Annotated in this window: 19 protein-coding genes; 12 read left to right on the top strand and 7 right to left on the bottom strand. The window is 70.3% G+C overall.

The features are described from left to right. Positions 1–21: 21 nt before the first annotated feature. The gene (locus BMZ83_RS05000; RefSeq protein ID WP_074876308.1) at positions 22–645 is read right to left on the bottom strand and encodes a methyltransferase domain-containing protein; all 624 of its coding nucleotides are present in this window, start codon (positions 643–645) and stop codon (positions 22–24) included. A gap of 105 nt (positions 646–750) precedes the next feature. Between BMZ83_RS05000 and BMZ83_RS04995 the strand changes: the two genes are divergently transcribed. Beyond that, positions 751–1,593, top strand: a complete 843-nt coding sequence (locus BMZ83_RS04995) for a polyprenyl synthetase family protein (RefSeq protein WP_074876306.1) — start codon at positions 751–753, stop codon at positions 1,591–1,593. A 21-nt stretch (positions 1,594–1,614) separates the two neighbouring features. Here BMZ83_RS04995 and BMZ83_RS04990 read toward each other — a convergent pair whose 3' ends face one another. Next, complete coding sequence (locus BMZ83_RS04990) at positions 1,615–2,706, bottom strand: DUF373 family protein (RefSeq protein ID WP_074876304.1); 1,092 nt, start codon at positions 2,704–2,706, stop codon at positions 1,615–1,617. Between the two features lie 45 nt (positions 2,707–2,751). After that, a complete protein-coding gene (locus tag BMZ83_RS04985) occupies positions 2,752–4,047 on the bottom strand; it encodes a hypothetical protein (RefSeq protein ID WP_074876302.1) in 1,296 nt (431 codons plus the stop codon). Between the two features lie 211 nt (positions 4,048–4,258). Here BMZ83_RS04985 and BMZ83_RS16760 point away from each other — a divergent pair, with 211 nt between their 5' ends. The 6 genes from BMZ83_RS16760 to rpiA all read left to right on the top strand — a co-directional run bounded on the left by BMZ83_RS16760 (position 4,259) and on the right by rpiA (position 9,164). Next, positions 4,259–4,435: a hypothetical protein gene (locus BMZ83_RS16760; RefSeq protein WP_166623206.1), complete on the top strand. Its 177-nt coding sequence runs from the start codon at positions 4,259–4,261 to the stop codon at positions 4,433–4,435. Between the two features lie 87 nt (positions 4,436–4,522). Then, positions 4,523–5,368, top strand: coding sequence for a VOC family protein (locus BMZ83_RS04980; RefSeq protein WP_074876300.1), 846 nt, complete (start codon positions 4,523–4,525; stop codon positions 5,366–5,368). A gap of 92 nt (positions 5,369–5,460) precedes the next feature. Continuing rightward, positions 5,461–6,456, top strand: a complete 996-nt coding sequence (locus BMZ83_RS04975; RefSeq protein WP_074876298.1) for a radical SAM protein — start codon at positions 5,461–5,463, stop codon at positions 6,454–6,456. A 161-nt stretch (positions 6,457–6,617) separates the two neighbouring features. Further along, a complete protein-coding gene (locus tag BMZ83_RS04970) occupies positions 6,618–7,745 on the top strand; it encodes an ORC1-type DNA replication protein (RefSeq protein ID WP_074876296.1) in 1,128 nt (375 codons plus the stop codon). Further along, entirely contained in the window at positions 7,745–8,422 is a 678-nt protein-coding gene (locus BMZ83_RS04965) for a VOC family protein (RefSeq protein WP_074876295.1), read from the top strand. Before BMZ83_RS04970 ends, BMZ83_RS04965 begins: the two co-directional genes overlap by 1 nt. Before the next feature lie 55 nt (positions 8,423–8,477). Then, positions 8,478–9,164, top strand: coding sequence for a ribose-5-phosphate isomerase RpiA (gene rpiA, locus BMZ83_RS04960; RefSeq protein ID WP_074876292.1), 687 nt, complete (start codon positions 8,478–8,480; stop codon positions 9,162–9,164). Positions 9,165–9,240: 76 nt separating this feature from the next. Here the strand turns inward: rpiA and BMZ83_RS04955 are convergent, their stop codons facing one another. Next, positions 9,241–9,408 (bottom strand): DNA-binding protein, encoded by a 168-nt coding sequence (locus BMZ83_RS04955; RefSeq protein ID WP_049981520.1) that lies wholly within the window; start codon positions 9,406–9,408, stop codon positions 9,241–9,243. A gap of 315 nt (positions 9,409–9,723) precedes the next feature. Between BMZ83_RS04955 and BMZ83_RS17515 the strand changes: the two genes are divergently transcribed. Then, entirely contained in the window at positions 9,724–9,879 is a 156-nt protein-coding gene (locus BMZ83_RS17515) for a DUF7563 family protein (protein ID WP_176330522.1), read from the top strand. 124 nt (positions 9,880–10,003) lie between these two features. Then, on the top strand, positions 10,004–10,267 hold the full coding sequence (locus tag BMZ83_RS04950) for a GIY-YIG nuclease family protein (RefSeq protein WP_074876290.1): 264 nt from the start codon (positions 10,004–10,006) through the stop codon (positions 10,265–10,267). 21 nt (positions 10,268–10,288) lie between these two features. On the opposite strand, the gene BMZ83_RS04945 is transcribed toward BMZ83_RS04950, so the two are convergent. Then, entirely contained in the window at positions 10,289–10,900 is a 612-nt protein-coding gene (locus tag BMZ83_RS04945) for an NADPH-dependent FMN reductase (protein ID WP_079990113.1), read from the bottom strand. 94 nt (positions 10,901–10,994) lie between these two features. Between BMZ83_RS04945 and BMZ83_RS04940 the strand changes: the two genes are divergently transcribed. Further along, a complete protein-coding gene (locus BMZ83_RS04940; protein WP_074876288.1) occupies positions 10,995–12,446 on the top strand; it encodes a phosphoglucomutase/phosphomannomutase family protein in 1,452 nt (483 codons plus the stop codon). Between the two features lie 5 nt (positions 12,447–12,451). After that, positions 12,452–12,931 carry an arsenic resistance N-acetyltransferase ArsN2 gene (arsN2, locus tag BMZ83_RS04935; RefSeq protein WP_074876286.1) on the top strand — a complete coding sequence of 160 codons (480 nt, stop codon included), beginning with the start codon at positions 12,452–12,454 and terminating at the stop codon, positions 12,929–12,931. A gap of 6 nt (positions 12,932–12,937) precedes the next feature. Here arsN2 and BMZ83_RS17095 read toward each other — a convergent pair whose 3' ends face one another. Then, complete coding sequence (locus BMZ83_RS17095; protein ID WP_074876284.1) at positions 12,938–13,969, bottom strand: GNAT family N-acetyltransferase; 1,032 nt, start codon at positions 13,967–13,969, stop codon at positions 12,938–12,940. A gap of 71 nt (positions 13,970–14,040) precedes the next feature. After that, positions 14,041–14,241 (bottom strand): ubiquitin-like small modifier protein SAMP2, encoded by a 201-nt coding sequence (gene samp2 / locus BMZ83_RS04925; protein ID WP_074876281.1) that lies wholly within the window; start codon positions 14,239–14,241, stop codon positions 14,041–14,043. A 112-nt stretch (positions 14,242–14,353) separates the two neighbouring features. Here samp2 and BMZ83_RS04920 point away from each other — a divergent pair, with 112 nt between their 5' ends. After that, positions 14,354–15,337 carry a replication factor C small subunit gene (locus BMZ83_RS04920; RefSeq protein WP_074876279.1) on the top strand — a complete coding sequence of 328 codons (984 nt, stop codon included), beginning with the start codon at positions 14,354–14,356 and terminating at the stop codon, positions 15,335–15,337. Positions 15,338–15,351: the final 14 nt, after the last annotated feature.

The raw sequence follows: 15,351 nt of genomic DNA, 5'->3' as shown, positions 1-15,351 counted from the left end.
GGGGGGCGGGGACTCGCGAGGCTACTCCTCGGGGACGGTTGCGATCGTGACGATCGCCCGCGGGCTCCCGGGGTTTGCCTGCATCACGACGTGCTCGCGCTCGGGGAAGCCGGCCTCGCTGAACATCCGGTCGGCCTCGTCCGCGTCGTAGAACAGCATGATGGCGTCGGCGATCCTGTGGAACAGGCTGTTGCTCGGCTCGTCGGGACCCACGATGAGGACGGTGCCGCCCGGCTTGGTGACGCGGCGGGCCTCCTCGATGGCGTCGACGGGGTTGGGCCAGTACTCGATCGACCCGGAGGACCAGTAGTGGTCGAAGCTGTCGGCGGCGAAGGGGAGGCGCTCGGCGTCGCCGCGGTAGAACTTCACCCGGTCGGTCTTCCCGAACTTCGCCCAGGCTTTCTCCAGTTGGTGGACGCTCTGGTCGAGCCCGTGTACGTCGTCGGTGTACTGGAGCAGCCCCTCGGTGCCGAAGCCGGTGCCACAGCCCACGTCGAGCACGCGGTCGCCCCCTTCGATCCCGGTCCGGGAAAGCGCCTCGTCGCGCATCTCCTCGTTCCAGACCAGCGGGTTGACGGTGTCGTACACCCGCGAGAGATACTTGTAGAAGGTGCGAGCCCGCGCTTTGTCCTCCAGAACTCCCATTGGCGGCGCTTCGGGCGCGCGGGGCATAATGCTGCGGTTTTTCGAGAGGGGCGAGACCGGCGGCTATCGTCACGTACTTGGGTGAACCGCCCCGATACGACGGTAATGGAGACGCTCGACCGCCGGGTGGAACTCGTCGACGAGCGCCTGTCGACGCTCGTCGAGTCCGTGGAGCCACCCGCGCTGGCCGAGCGACTGTCACACGTCACGCTCTCTGGGGGGAAGCGCGTCCGGCCCGCCGTCACGCTGCTGGCCTGCGAGGCCGCCGGCGGCGACCCCGAGGACGCCGTCGACTTCGCCGTCGGGATCGAACTGGTCCACAACGCCTCGCTGGTCGTCGACGACATCATCGACCGCTCGGAGCTCCGGCGAGGCAACCCCAGCGCGTGGGCGGAGTACGGCTACGGCCCGGCCATCGTCGCCAGCGACGGCCTGCTGGGCGAGGCGTTCGCGCTCTTTTCGGCGAACGAGCACGCGATGACCGTGGTCGCCGAGGCGATGGTCGAACTCGGCGAGGGCGAGGCGACCGAACTGGTCGCCGAGCCCGAGAACGAGGCCGAGTACATGGAGCTCGCCCGGCGGAAGACGGGCGCGCTGTTCCGTGCCGCCGCCGAGGTCGGCGCCATCGCCGCCGGCGCCGACGGGTTCACGGTCGAGTCGATGGGCGAGTACGCCGAGCGCGTCGGCGTCGCGTTCCAGATGCGCGACGACGTGTTGGACGCCACCGCCGACGCCGCGGACTTGGGTAAGCCCGCCGGCCAGGACGAGGAGATGGACCGCCCGTCGCTGATCCAGGTGACCGACCTCACCGCCGAGGAGGCCGACAGGCGGGCGACGGCGGAGTCCGACCGCGCGCTCGACGCGCTGGCGACCGCGACCGTCGAGAACGGCGAAGCCCGGGAGTACCTCGAACAGCTGGCGGAGTACGTCGTCAGCCGGGAGCGGTAGGGGACCGCCCCGCGCCGCCGGTCAGGCCGCCTCCGCGCTCGCCGGGAACCGGTTCTCCGCGATGGCGAACGTGAGCGTACTCAGCACGCCGAGCAGCGTCCCGGCCGTCAGCGCGAGCGCGAGGTCAGTCATCGCCATCGCCCCCTCGCCGGGGAGGAAGAAGCCCGAGACCGCGTCGAGGACGATGCTGATCGCGAGCACGTAGAAGGGGGCGTTGAGGTAGCGCCAGCGGAACGCGCCGTCGAGGTACTCGTCGGTGACCTGCCCGAGGCTGGAGGTCACCCCGGCCGCGGCGACCCAGCTCACCGCGGCGTGGACGAAGACGGCGGTCTGGGTCGGCAGCGACAGGTTCGATGCGTCGGCGGTCACCGCCTGGTACCCCTGCCAGCCGCCGATGGCGACCAGCGCGGCGGCGACGACGTAGGTGATCAGCGTCACCCGGCCGGCGTACAGCAGTTGGCGGGCGTCCTCCGCGGCGTCGTCGATGGCCTCCTCCAGCCCGAGCCCGCGGAACAGCGTGTAGAGGCCGAGGGCGCCGGAGAGCACACCCAGCACGGAGACGCCCGCCACGTCGAACGCGTTGGCGATCAGCACCATCGGGTAGACGAGCAGGAGGACGCCGAGCGGGACCAGCAGGGTGCCGCGGGTCTCCTTGTCGCCCAGCACCTGCTTGATCGTGTAGTAGATCGACTCCAAGTCCTGGGCCTGTCGGACGACGACCCGTCGCAGGCCGTCGATGGGCACGCGGGAGCGGATCACCGGGAGGACCGACTCGTCCTGTGCGCCGTCGGTGATGACGATCGCACGCACGTTCTCGCCGGTCGAGAGCGCCGCGAGCACGGTGTCGACCTCCTCACCCACGGCACGGTTGGCCTTCACGTCGCTGCCGTCGACGCCCGTGACGGCGGCGACCGCGACCTCCTCGTCCTCGCGTTCGAGCTGGTCGCGGGTGTGGATCGCCTGGAACAGCACGTTCACGTCGGAGTCCTCGGGATCGGCGGTCGCGAGCCGCGTGGCGGCGTCCTCGACGTTCTCCCGGCCCAGCACGGGCGTGGAGATCCCGGTCTTGCGACCGAGGTCGTCGTCGAGGTCGACTGCGAGGACCAACAGCATTAGTCGTGTGTAGACAGCGGGGGCATATCTGTTTTCGGGGGTCGATCAGTCATCGGCCCGCCGAAGCGCGGCCACGAGCGTCCCGGCCAGCGCCGCCACGGCAGCGACGGTACCGAATCCGGATCCGGTCGTCGTTGACGCCGCAGTCGTCTGCGTGGGAGTCGGCGTCGAAATAGTCCGCTCCGTTGCTGTCGGCGTCGAAGTTCGTGTCGCAGTCGAGGCCGGCGTCGGCGTCTGCGCGTCGGAGAACACGAGTGCCCAGCCGTCGGCCGAGAGGTTCGCGCCGCCGCCGAGCAGATACTCGCCCGCGGACACCTCGGCCAGCGTGTGAATCTCCGCCGGGTTCTCCGTTTCGACCCGATAGGAGTGGTGCCACTGGAGTTCGCCCTCGGCGTCCGCCTTGGCGAGCGTAAAGTCACCCTCATCGACCAGCGTCGTCCGGAACAGGAACCCGCCGTCGTCGGTCGGCATGATGTCCTCCGCGTACTCGTCCCCGAGCGCGTCGTACTCCCGTGTCCAGTCGATTTCGTACGCGGCGTCGAGTCGTGCGGCGTCCGTACCGCTACAGAGAATAACCCCATCGCCGTCCCGAATACCGGCGGTCAGCACGCCATCAGGCAGGTCGTCCGGCAGCTCAATCTGTCGGGACGCACCGTCGGCGCCGAACTCGCTCAGCCACGGGAACGTCCCGCCGGCGACGACGGCGCCGTCGCCGTTCGGGAGGAGGAAATCGAGTGTCTGTGAGCCGTTGGTGTTGACTTCCCGGTGCCAGCGGTACTGCCCGTCGGCGTCAAAGCTGACCAGCCACGTCCAGAACGCGTTCGGGAGCCACTCGGTGAACCCGGCGACGAAGCCGTCGTCGGTCGAGACGAGTGTCGTCCCGCGTGCGGCGCCGATGTCTCCCGCGTGTTTCCCGGTCGTTCGCAGCGAGAGGTCCGAATCGAGGCGTGCCAGCCACGGGCCGGCAGCGACGGCGTAGCCGTCGTCGGTTCGGACGACATCCGGGGCAGCGTGGGGCTCCTCCGGGAGTTCGGGCGTGACCGTTGCGCGCTGGCGAATCGCGCCGCCGGCGTCGGCGAGCGCGATCCGGACCGGATCGTCCGGGTCGGGGCGGGGCCACTCCCGACCGACCAAAATCCGCCCCCCGCCGTGAGCCTCGGCGGTTCCGGTGACGCGGAGGTTCTCGTACGTCCGGCGCTGGACCACGCCCGGTGGCTCCGGATCGGACTGCGCGCCGACGACCGGGACGCCGGCGAGGCTGGCGGCGGCGAGGCCAGTGGTGAGAAACCGGCGCCGACCCATCGCCGGCGTCGCTCGGTCGGTGGAGGGCTGCGGGACCATACGGGCGGCGTCGGAGCGCCAGCCAATCAACGTTTGGTAAGTGAACGTTCAAGACCGCTGCCAGCGATGTTGATCTATGTGCCGGGACCCCGTCCCCGACCAGCCCTCCATCGACAGCCTCGGATCGCTCTCGTGGACAGTCACGCCCGAGACGAACCGCTGACTTCACCTCCTCTCCTACGGGTTACTGGCGCCGCTTGGGGCCGCCGCCTTGCTACTGTTCGGCGGCGCCGTCGCGCTGTTCGGGCTCGGTGTGCTGGCGATGGGACCGGCGCTCTGGCTACTGCTCGGCGACGCCGGCGACGGCAGGGTGCTCGTGGCGGTGTCCGCCGGATCGTTCTCGATGCTGTTCGCGGCGCCGATGCTCTGGTACGCGCTGAAGGGCTGAGGGGAGAACCATCCGGCCGCGGCGGTCGGCTCCTGTTCCCGCAGCGATATACGGCGCCGAGCCGAACAGTCGCAGTAACTGATACCGATGGGACCCGACACGGACCGCCTCCCGGCGGCAACACGTATCGGCCGAACCGCGCTTCAGGTCGACGACCTCGGGGAGATGACCGCGTTCTACCGGGACGTCGTGGGGTTGGAGCCGCTCTCGGAGTCGTCGTCGCGGGCGGTCCTCGGCGTCGCGGACGCGCCGCTGCTCGTCCTCGACGCGGCCGCCGAGGTGTCGCCTCGACCCCCGCAGAGCGCCGGGCTGTTCCACACCGCCTTCAGGGTGCCCTCGCGCGCGGCGCTGGGCGACGCGCTAGCGCGGATCCAGGACCGCTGGCAGTTGGACGGCGCCTCGGACCACCGCGTCAGCGAGGCGCTGTACCTCGCGGATCCGGAGGACAACGGCGTCGAGGTCTACCGGGACTTCCCGCGTTCGGAGTGGCCCCACACCGACGACGGGCGCGTCGAGATGGGGACGGACCCGCTCGACCTCGACGCCGTGGCGCGCGCCGCCGGGGGAGCGTCGGGGCTCCCGGACGGCACTGACGTGGGGCACGTCCACCTCGAAGTGAGTTCGCTCGACGCGTTCGCCGAGTTCTACGTCGACGCGGTCGGCTTCGAGCGCCAGACGACGATGCGGGACGCGCGGTTCGTCTCCGCCGGCGGCTACCACCACCACCTCGGTGCGAACACGTGGCACCGCCGCTCCGAGCCGGCGTCGGGGACCGGGCTCGCCTGGTTCGAGGTCGTGCTCCCGGACGCCGACGCGTTCGACGCGCTCCGGGACCGACTCGAGGCGAGCCAGTACGGGTCGACCACCGTCGACGGCGCCGTCGCCGTCACGGGCCCGGACGGGATCGAGGTCCGGTTCCGCGCCGAGTCGTGAGGCTGCGCCGGCGTCGGCGTGAGTCCGTGAGACGGCGGCACACGGCCGTATCGTGCGGTTTTTGGGGCTCGGCTGGGTAGCACTGGTAACTGATGATCTCGAAGGGCTGTGAACAGTGCGCCAAGGGCGGCAAGATGGTGATGTTCGTCTACGGCTACTGTGACCAGCGGGACTGTTTCTACTGTCCCCTCGGCGAGAACCGGAAGAACGTCGAGCAGGTGTACGCCAACGAGCGGCCCGTCGAGAGCGACGAGGACGTGATCGCGGAGGCGAAGAAGATGGACGCGCTGGGCTCCTCCATCACCGGGGGCGAGCCCCAGGAGGTGCTCGAACGCACCTGCCACTACATCGAACTGCTGAAGGACGAGTTCGGCGAGGACCACCACATCCACCTCTACACCGGCATCACCGGCGGCCGGGAGAACATGCGCCGGCTCGCGGAGGCCGGACTGGACGAGATCCGCTTCCACCCGCCGCTGGAACTCTGGGGCGACATGCACGGCACCGAGTGGGAGGAGATCCTCTACATCGCCCGCGAGGAGGGGCTGACCCCGGCGTTCGAGATCCCCGGCATCCGGCCCGAACCGGAGTTCATGGAGTTCATCGACGAGGGCGCCGCCGACTTCTGCAACATCAACGAGTTCGAGATGTCCGACGGCAACTACCGCCGGATGCAGGAGGAGGGCTTCGAACGCAAGGAAGGGCACATGAGCGCCGTCGAGGACAGCCGCGGCGACATCCTCGACGTGATGGGCGACCACGAGAAGGTGTACTTCTGCACCTCGGTGTTCAAAGACGCCGCCCAGCACCGTCGGCGGCTGAAGCGCATGGCCCGGAACGTCCGCCGGGAGTTCGACGACGTGACCGACGACGGGACGCTGGTGTACGGCAAGAGCTACGCCGACCCGGCGCGCTTCGAGGAACTCGGCGTGCCCGAGGAGTACTACACGGTGAAGTCCGACCACGTCGAGGTGGCGTGGTGGCTGCTGGAGGAGATGATCGAGGACGGCGACGTCAACGACGGCGAGATCGTCGAACAGTACCCGAACTACGACGGGACCGTGGTCGAGCGGACGCCGCTTGCCTGAGCCGGACTACTGGACACCGATTTCTCACCGCGCGAACGTAGTGAGCGCGGGCCGACGAGCGACCAACGGGAGCGAGGAGCGCTTTTGGTCGGGCCACACAGTCCAAACACCGCACCCACTCCTCGTAAACCGTTAAGTGGTCACCGCCGACACACTCAGCCATGACCGGGGACCCCGACGGCATGCTCTCCTGGGACGAGTCGGTGTTCCGCGACGAGTCCGTCTTCGAGGTCGACTACGTCCCCGAGACGTTCAAACACCGCGAGAGCCAGCTCGAGAGCCTCAAGTACGCGCTCCGGCCGGCCGTCCGGGGCTCCCGCCCGCTCAACACCGTGATCCGCGGCCCGCCCGGCACGGGCAAGACCACGGCGGTCCAGAAGCTGTTCGGCGAACTCGGCGTCGAGGCGCCGAACGTCCGCACCGTCCGGGTCAACTGCCAGGTCGACTCCACCCGGTACGCGGTGTTCTCGCGGCTGTTCCAGAGCGTCTTCGACTACGAACCGCCCTCCTCCGGCGTCTCGTTCAAGAAGCTGTTCGAGCAGGTGACCGACCGGCTCGTCGAGGAGGACGAGGTCCTGATCGTCGCGCTCGACGACGTGAACTATCTGTTCTACGAGAACGAGGCCTCCGACACGATGTACTCCCTCCTCCGGGCCCACGAGACCCACGCCGGCGCGCGGATCGGCGTCGTCGTCGTCTCCTCGGACCTCTCGCTGTCGGTGATGGACGAGCTCGACTCCCGGGTCCAGAGCGTGTTCCGCCCGGAGGACATCTACTTCCCGCCGTACGACGCCCCCGAGATCGTCGACATCCTCCGGGAGCGCGTCGAGCGGGGGTTCCACGAGGGCGTGCTCTCGGCGCCGGAGCTCGACCGCGTCGCCGAACTCACCGCCGAGAGCGGCGACCTCCGGGTCGGGATCGACCTCCTGCGCCGGGCCGGCCTCAACGCCGAGATGCGGGGCTCCCGCACCGTCTCCGAGGAGGACATCGAGGACGCCTACGAGCGCTCGAAGTACGTCCACCTCGCGCGCAGCCTCCGGGAGCTCTCGGAGTCCGAGCGCGCGCTCGTCCGCGTCGTCGCCGAACACGCCGGCGAGCAGGCCGGCGACGTGTACGAGGCCTTCCACCAGGAGACGGACCTCGGCTACACGCGCTACTCGGAGATCGTCAAGAAGCTCGAACAGCTCGGCGTGCTCGAGACCGAGTACGCCGACGTGGAGGGTCGCGGGCGCTCGCGCTCGCTCTCGCTGGCGTACGAGCCCGAAGCGGTGTTGGACCGGCTGGAGTGATGCGCCTCCGGCACGTCACGCTCGCGACCGCCGAGCCCGAAACCCTCCGCCAGTTCTACGCCGAGCGGCTCGGACTCCCCGTGAGCGACACCGCCGAGGGGTTCGTCGTCGCGATCGGCGCATCCGCGGTGGAGTTCCGACCGGCAGCGCCCGACATCGACCCGACCTATCACGTCGCGTTCTCCGTCCCCGGTGGCAGTATCGACCGCGCCGCGGACTGGCTGGGTGCCCGCGCCGACCTGCTGGCCGACGACGGACGGGCGCGCTTTCGCTACGACTCCCTCGACGCCACGGCCGTCTACGCCGCCGACCCCGCGGGGAACGTGCTCGAACTCCTCGCACGCGACGGGCGTTCGAGGCCAGTCGGCCGGAACTCGGCCGACCAGTTCGGTCCCGACTCGCTGCTCGATATCGGCGAGATCGGCATCGTCGTCGACGACGTTCCCGCGGCCGCTGCAGCGCTCACGTCGATGTTCGGGATCGACGGCTCGCCGGCCGAGGGGTTCGCGTACCTCGGCGGCGACGACGGCGCGTTCGTCCTCGCCGCGCCGGGCCGGAACTGGTTCCCGACCGATCGGCCAGCGGTGCCGGCGCCGCTGACGGTCGTCGCAGAAGGTGGCGAGGGGGCCGTCTCGTTCGACGACGGGCGGGTCGCCGTGGTCGGTATCGGAGACTGACAACCTCCGCCCGGACGCCGACGCACCTTTTTCCCCCCGAGTCGAACCCCGCTCCATGAAGCAGACCGGCGGCGGCGAGGACGCGAAGCGGCGCGCGGGCGAGTCGGCGGCCGACATCCCCGAGGGCGGCGACGTGGTCGGCCTCGGGACGGGCAGCACGGCCGCCCACGCCGTCCGCGAACTGGGCGAACGCGTCGACGCCGGCCTCGACGTGCGGGGGATCCCTACCTCCTTCCAGTCCCGCGAACTGGCCCGGGAGGTCGGGATCCCGCTGACCAGCCTCGACGAAACCGACCCCGACGTGGCCATCGACGGCGCCGACGAGGTGGCGGCCGACGGCGCGCTGATCAAGGGCGGCGGCGCCGCCCACGCGCGGGAGAAACTGGTCGACAGCGCCGCCGAGCGGTTCGTCGTCGTCGCCGATCCCACGAAGGAGTCCGAACAGCTCTCACAGCCCGTTCCGGTCGAAGTGCTCCCCGACGCTCGCGTCCCGGTCGCCGACGCCGTCCGGTCGGCCGGCGGCGACCCGACACTGCGGGCCGCCGAGCGGAAGGACGGCCCCGTCGTCACCGACAACGGGAACCTCGTGCTCGACTGCGAGTTCGGCATGATCGGCGACCCGAGCGGGCTCGCGCGGACGCTGTCGGCGACGCCCGGCGTCGTCGAACACGGACTGTTCGTCGACCTCGTCGACGAGGTCCACGTCGGTACCGACGACGGCGTCGACGTGACCCGCTACTGAGCCCGTCGGCAGCGGTCGAGAGTGACGTGTCTGGTCGGCGCTCGTTCGGAAAAAGCGGGAACGGCTACGGCCGGATTTAAAGGTCGCGCGGCTGGACCGTCTTCCGGTCGTTCTCCTCGGCACGGCGGGCGGCGTCCTCGAGCAGCTCCTCGACTTCCTCGTCCAGCGCACCGTAGAAGTCCGACGCGACGTTCTTCTCATCCAGGTACTCCTTGACGGCGGCCTTGACGATAAGGTTGGACATATGCGTCTCCTGCTACTGGACGCCACTTAATAAGATTTCCCAAATCGACCGAAGGGGACACGCCAGGCGCCGATTTCGGGACTTTTACGTGTGGCGACCCGGGGCGAGAGTTCACGGCAACCAGCTCGCCGCCCGTCGCGCAACCGCTGGCGTCGCCGCTCGAGCCGAGATGCAGCCGACAAATGGTGAAGAGAACCGACAGCGTCGGCCCAGTGCCGTTCGTTTCACCTGCGTGTGCCAGGAATACCCACAAACCTATTGACCCGTGGGTGGCGTACCCCCGCGTGCCGGTACCGGTGGATACCGGTGAACCAGATGTCACGTTGTGACCATTGCGGGTCACACGTCTCCGAGCGCTTCGCCCGTGTGTTCGCGGACGAGGAGGGCCGGCTCGACGCCTGTCCCTCGTGCGCTGCGAACGCCGGTATCGCGGAGGTCGCACGGGACCGGACCCGTACCGAAACCCACTGAGGGGGGTATCGTCAGCCAACTGCCTCGATTCCCGGCGTGGTCCGCGGCCGCGCCGGTTCCCCGATCCTCACTTTCGGCCGACCCGGACCGGACCGCTTAGGCGCTCGGCCGTGTTTGTGCCCGCGTGCACTACGTCTACGTCCTCTCGTGTGCCGACGACACGCTGTACACGGGCTACACCACCGACGTAGCCCGGCGCGTCGCGGAACACGACGCCGGCGAGGGCGCGAAGTACACCCGCGGGCGAACGCCGGTGGAGCTGGTCCACGTCGAGTCCTTCGGGACCAGATCGGCGGCGATGTCACGCGAACACGAGATCAAGCAGCTCTCACGGACCGAGAAGGAGCAACTGGTCGCAGAGTCGGCGCAGCCGGAACTGGACGAGTGAGTAGCGGCGCGTCGACCGGCCTCACCAGTCGGGTTCGTCGTCGATTCGCATGAACTCGGGAGCACGCGTGGCGTACGTGCCGACGCGGTAGCCGAGCTTGCAGGTGCGTGCCCGCAGGTCCTCGTCGACGAACGCGTACTCGGCGTCCGACCCGATCTCGTCAGGGCCGGGCTCCCGCGTCCGTGGTTCGAACCGGTCGCTGGCGTTTCGCAGCCCCACCTGCGTCGGCAGCGTCCAGCCGTGGACCCCCCGGACGGTGCTGCGCATGTCGTTGAGCGTGTCCGCGATCGTGCCGCCGCCGGCGGCGACCAGCAGGCCGACGACGGTCTCCTCGTACTCGTCGAAGCCGCAGTAGTCGTGGAAGTTCCGGAACGCCGCGGAGTAGGAGCTGTGGTAGACGGGGGCCCCGAGGATCACGCCGTCGGCCGCGCGAACGCGGGCGAGCAGTTCCTCCGCGTCGCCGGCCTCGGCCGTCGGCCGGTCGGGGTCGTACAGCGGGAGGTCGACCGCCGCGAGGTCGATCAGGTCCGTCTCGACGCCCGCGGTCCCGGCGGCGTCGAGCGCGTACTGGAGGGCGGCCTTGGTGTAACTGCCGTCGCGGAGACTGCCGCTGACGGCCACGACTCGGGTCATTATCCGGGCTATAGCCGAGGCGGTGAAAAGCGAGTCGGAAACGGCCGGCGACGTGACAGCCCCCTTTTTCTTTCCCACCCACCAACCCGGGCGCATGACCGACCCAACCGAAGCCATCCAGTTCGGCACGGACGGCTGGCGGGCGACGCTCGACTCGTTCACCGACGACCGCGTGCGCATCGTCGCACAGGGCGTCGCCGACTACCTCCGCGAGGAGGGCGCCGAGGGACCCGTCGTCGTGGGCTACGACGCCCGGCCCTCATCGCCCGGCTTCGCCGAGAGCGTCGCCGACGTGCTGACCGACAACGGGTTCGACGTGCTCCTGCCCGAGCGCGACGTGCCGACCCCCACCGCGGTCTGGACCGTCGTCGACCGCGACTGCGCCGGCGCCGTCATCCTCTCGGCCTCCCACAACCCCCCGGAGTACAACGGGATCAAGTACTTCCCCGGCGACGGCGCGCCGGCGATGCCCGCGGTCACCGACCGCATCGAGGCGAACCTCCGCGAGCCGGAGGCCCTACCCGAGAGCGAGCGCGGGAGCGTCACCCGCGACGACCTGATCGGCCCGCACTCGGCGGCGGTCGAGGAGCTGGTCGCCTCCTACGGGTTCGCACCGGACGCCGGCAACGGGGGAGCCGGCGTCGGTGGAACCGACGAGGGCGGCGAAGTGGATCTCTCCGGGCTCACCGTCGCCTACGACGCCATGCACGGCTCGGGCCGGGGCGTGACCGACGAGGTGCTCGAAGCCGCGGGCGCGGAGGTTCAGCGCCTGCGCTGTGAGGCGGACCCCGAGTTCGGCGGCGGCGCGCCCGAGCCGTCCGAATCGAACCTCCACGCGCTGGTCGACCGCGTCGTCGACGGCGAGGCCGACATCGGGATCGCCAACGACGGCGACGCCGACCGCATCGCCGTCGCGACGCCCGAGGGCTACCTCGGCGAGAACCGCTTCTTCGCGGCGACGTACGACGCGCTGCTGGGGAGGGCGTCCGGCCCGGCGGTCCGGACCGTCTCGACGACGTTCCTGATCGACCGGATCGCGGAGGCCCACGGCGAGGACGTGATCGAGACCGCGGTCGGGTTCAAGTGGGTCGCCGACGCGATGGGCGAGCACGACGCGCTCATGGCCGGCGAGGAGTCCGGCGGGTTCTCGATCCGCGGCCACGTCCGGGAGAAGGACGGCGTGCTGATGGCGCTGCTGGCCTGCGCCGTCGAGGCCGAGGAGTCCTACGACGACCGCATCTCGCGGCTGGAGACCGAACACGGGGGCATCGTCGCCGACAAGATCAGCCTCGACTGCCCCGACTCGGAGAAGTCGCGCGTGCTCGACGACCTGGAGGACGTGATCCCCGACGAGGTGGCGGGAGTGCCCGTCGAGCGCACCGTCACCGTCGACGGGTTCAAACTGCTCTGTGAGGACGGCTCGTGGCTGCTGGTCCGCCCCTCCGGGACCGAGCCCAAGCTCCGGGTCTACGCCGAGGCGTCGACGGGATCGCGGGTCCAAGCGGTGCTCGACGCCGGGCGGGAGCTGGTCGCGCCGCTGGTCTGACAACCATGCCCCAGAACCCTGACACGCCGGTGACGCTCACCCCCGTCGACAGCGAACGCGAGGCCGAGTGGGTCCGGCGCCTGCTCGCACGATCCGGGCTCCCGACCGAGGACCTCAGCCTCGACGGCGGGCCGGAACCGGCCGGCGGCAACCCGACGCTGTACACCGTCGAGGCCGACGGCGACCGCGTGGGCTGTGTCGGCCTCGAACGCGACGGCGACGCCGGCCTGCTGCGCTCGGCGGCCGTCGCCGAACCACACCGCGGCCGGGGGTACGGTGGCGCCGCGGTCCGCGCGCTCGAAGCGCGAGCCCGCGCCGCCGGCGTCGGGACGCTCTACCTGCTGACGACGACCGCCGCCGAGTTCTTCGCGGGGTTGGGGTACGAGCGAGTGAACCGCGAATCGGTCCCGGAGTCGATCAGGGAGTCGGCGGAGTTCAGCGACCTCTGTCCGTCGTCGGCGACGGTGATGCGCCGGCGGCTCTGAGCGCGGTTACGGCGTCCGGATCCCCCAGAAGCGACTGCCCTCCTGTTCGACCTCGAACCCGAGGTCCTTCCAGAACCCGCGGACGCCGGCCCGGAAGTCCGCGGTGACGGTGCTGCCCTCGTCGAGGACGGCCGCCTCGACCAGCGCCGAGCCGATCCCCTGGCCGCGGCGCTCGCGCCGGACGGCGACGCCCTCGATGTGGCCGTCCCGCAGCACCAGCGCGCCGACGATCCAGTCGCCCTCCTCGGCCAGGAGCAGTTCGCCGTCGGGCGCCGCATCGCGGACGGTCGAGCCGTCGATGTCCAGCAGCGCACCCTGCAGCACGCGCATCGCCGCGACCACGTCGTCGTTGTCGCCCCGCCGGAGGTCGACGGACTCCGGGAGGTCGACGCCGTCCGGGGCCTCCAGCGGGCGCTGGGGCTTCGGTTCGGGGTCCTGTCGGGGCGAGTCTGCGCCCTCGGAGTCCCCGGCGTCGCCCTCGATCGGACCCGCGCTGGCGGTCGGCGGCACGCGGTCGATATCCACGGAGTCGGCGTCGGAGGCGGATCCTTCGTCGGGGTCGACCGCCGCCGCGCGGTCGAGCGCGTCGAGGAGTTCGTCGATCCGCGGGCGGTCACTCCGGGAGTCCCCCCGGTGGGCATACGTCTCGACGGGTTCGTCGCCGCGCAGGTCGAGCACGACCGCCGCGGGCATCCGGCCGATCACGTCGTGGAGTTTCCCCAGCAGGCCGAACCGGGTCGGCTGGTCGAACCGGTCGCCGAGTTCCGTGTCGGGGTCGGCCAGCACCGGGAACGGGAGGTGGTACTGCTTCTGCCACTCCGTGGCCGTCTCGTGGCCCTCGGGCAGCACCGACACCACCTCGGCGTCGCGGGCTTCGAACTCGTCGTAGCGCTTCTTCACGCGGCGGACCTGCTGTCGGCACTCGCTGCAGTAGAAATCGCGGTGGAGCAGCAACACGGCGAACGCCGCGTCGAGCTCCCAGAACGAGAGCGGGTCGGGCCCCGGCCCGACGTTCGGTAGCACGAACCCGCGGTCCATGGTCGCTCGTGGAGCCCGGAGTACAAAACGGCGACGCCCGGAAGCGGCGGATGTGATCGCGAAACCGGGGCTCAGCCGCCGGCGATCAGCCGGAGGACGCGCACGTGGTCGGCGTCGACGGGGGCGTCCTCCGGGACGGGCGAGCCGTCGACCAGCACGGTCACCTCGTGGGGACTGTACCCCAGTTCCCGGACGACCGCGGCGTAGTCGGCGTCGGCGGGGACCGAGACCGTCCGCTCGCCCTCCCCGACCAGTTCGACGGTGACCTCCATGGAGGGCTGTGGGTCGGCCGTGGGTTTGAGGATTCCCTTCGCCGCCCGGCCGTCGCCCGCGCTCGCGGCCGCGTCCGGTCCGTTTATGCCCCGGCCGCGCCCGTCTCTACGTATGAGCGAGGCCGACGCCGAGGGCGAGTCCACGGGGCGGGAGATCTGGATCGAGAAGTACCGGCCCCAGACCCTCGACGACATCCACGGACAGGAGGAGACCATCGAGCGCGTCAAGAGCTACGTCGAGGGCGGCGAGCTCCCGCACATGCTGTTTACGGGCCCGGCGGGCGTCGGGAAGACGACGACGGCGACCGCGATCGCCCGCGAGATCTACGGCGACGACTGGCGCGGCAACTTCCTCGAACTCAACGCCTCCGACGAGCGCGGGATCGACGTGGTCCGGGACCGGATCAAGAACTTCGCGCGCTCGGCGTTCGGCGGCGAGGACTACCGCATCATCTTCCTCGACGAGGCCGACTCCCTCACCAGCGACGCCCAGTCCGCCCTCCGCCGGACGATGGAGCAGTTCTCGGACAACACCCGGTTCATCCTCTCCTGTAACTACTCCTCGAAGATCATCGACCCGATCCAGTCCCGGTGTGCGGTGTTCCGCTACTCGCCGCTCTCGGACGACGCCGTCGCCGCCCAGGTCCGGGAGATCGCCGAGGCGGAGGACATCGAGATCACCGACGAGGGCCTCGACGCGCTCGTCTACGCCGCCAACGGCGACATGCGCCGCGCGATCAACAACCTGCAGGCCGCCGCGACGACCGGCGACGTGGTCGACGAGGAAGCGGTCTACACCGTCACCGCCACCGCCCGGCCCGAAGAAGTGGAGGAGATGGTCGCCGCCGCCGTCGCCGGCGACTTCCCCAAAGCCCGGGCGACGCTGGACATGCTGCTGACCGACGTGGGGATGGCCGGCGGCGACATCGTCGACCAGCTCCACCGCTCGGCGTGGGAGTTCGACCTCGACGACCGCGCGGTCGTGCGCCTGCTCGAACGCCTCGGCGAGGCCGACTACCGGATCGCCGAGGGCGCGAACGAGCAGGTGCAGTTGGAGGCGCTGCTGGCGGCGCTGTCGCTGCAGGACGAAGGGTAGTCGCCGTCGAGAAT

Origin of the sequence: Halolamina pelagica (genome assembly GCF_900115675.1) — an archaeon.
Classification (GTDB): domain Archaea; phylum Halobacteriota; class Halobacteria; order Halobacteriales; family Haloferacaceae; genus Halolamina; species Halolamina pelagica.
Note: the sequence above shows the minus strand (reverse complement) of the source record. Positions and strands in the feature narration are given on the sequence as shown.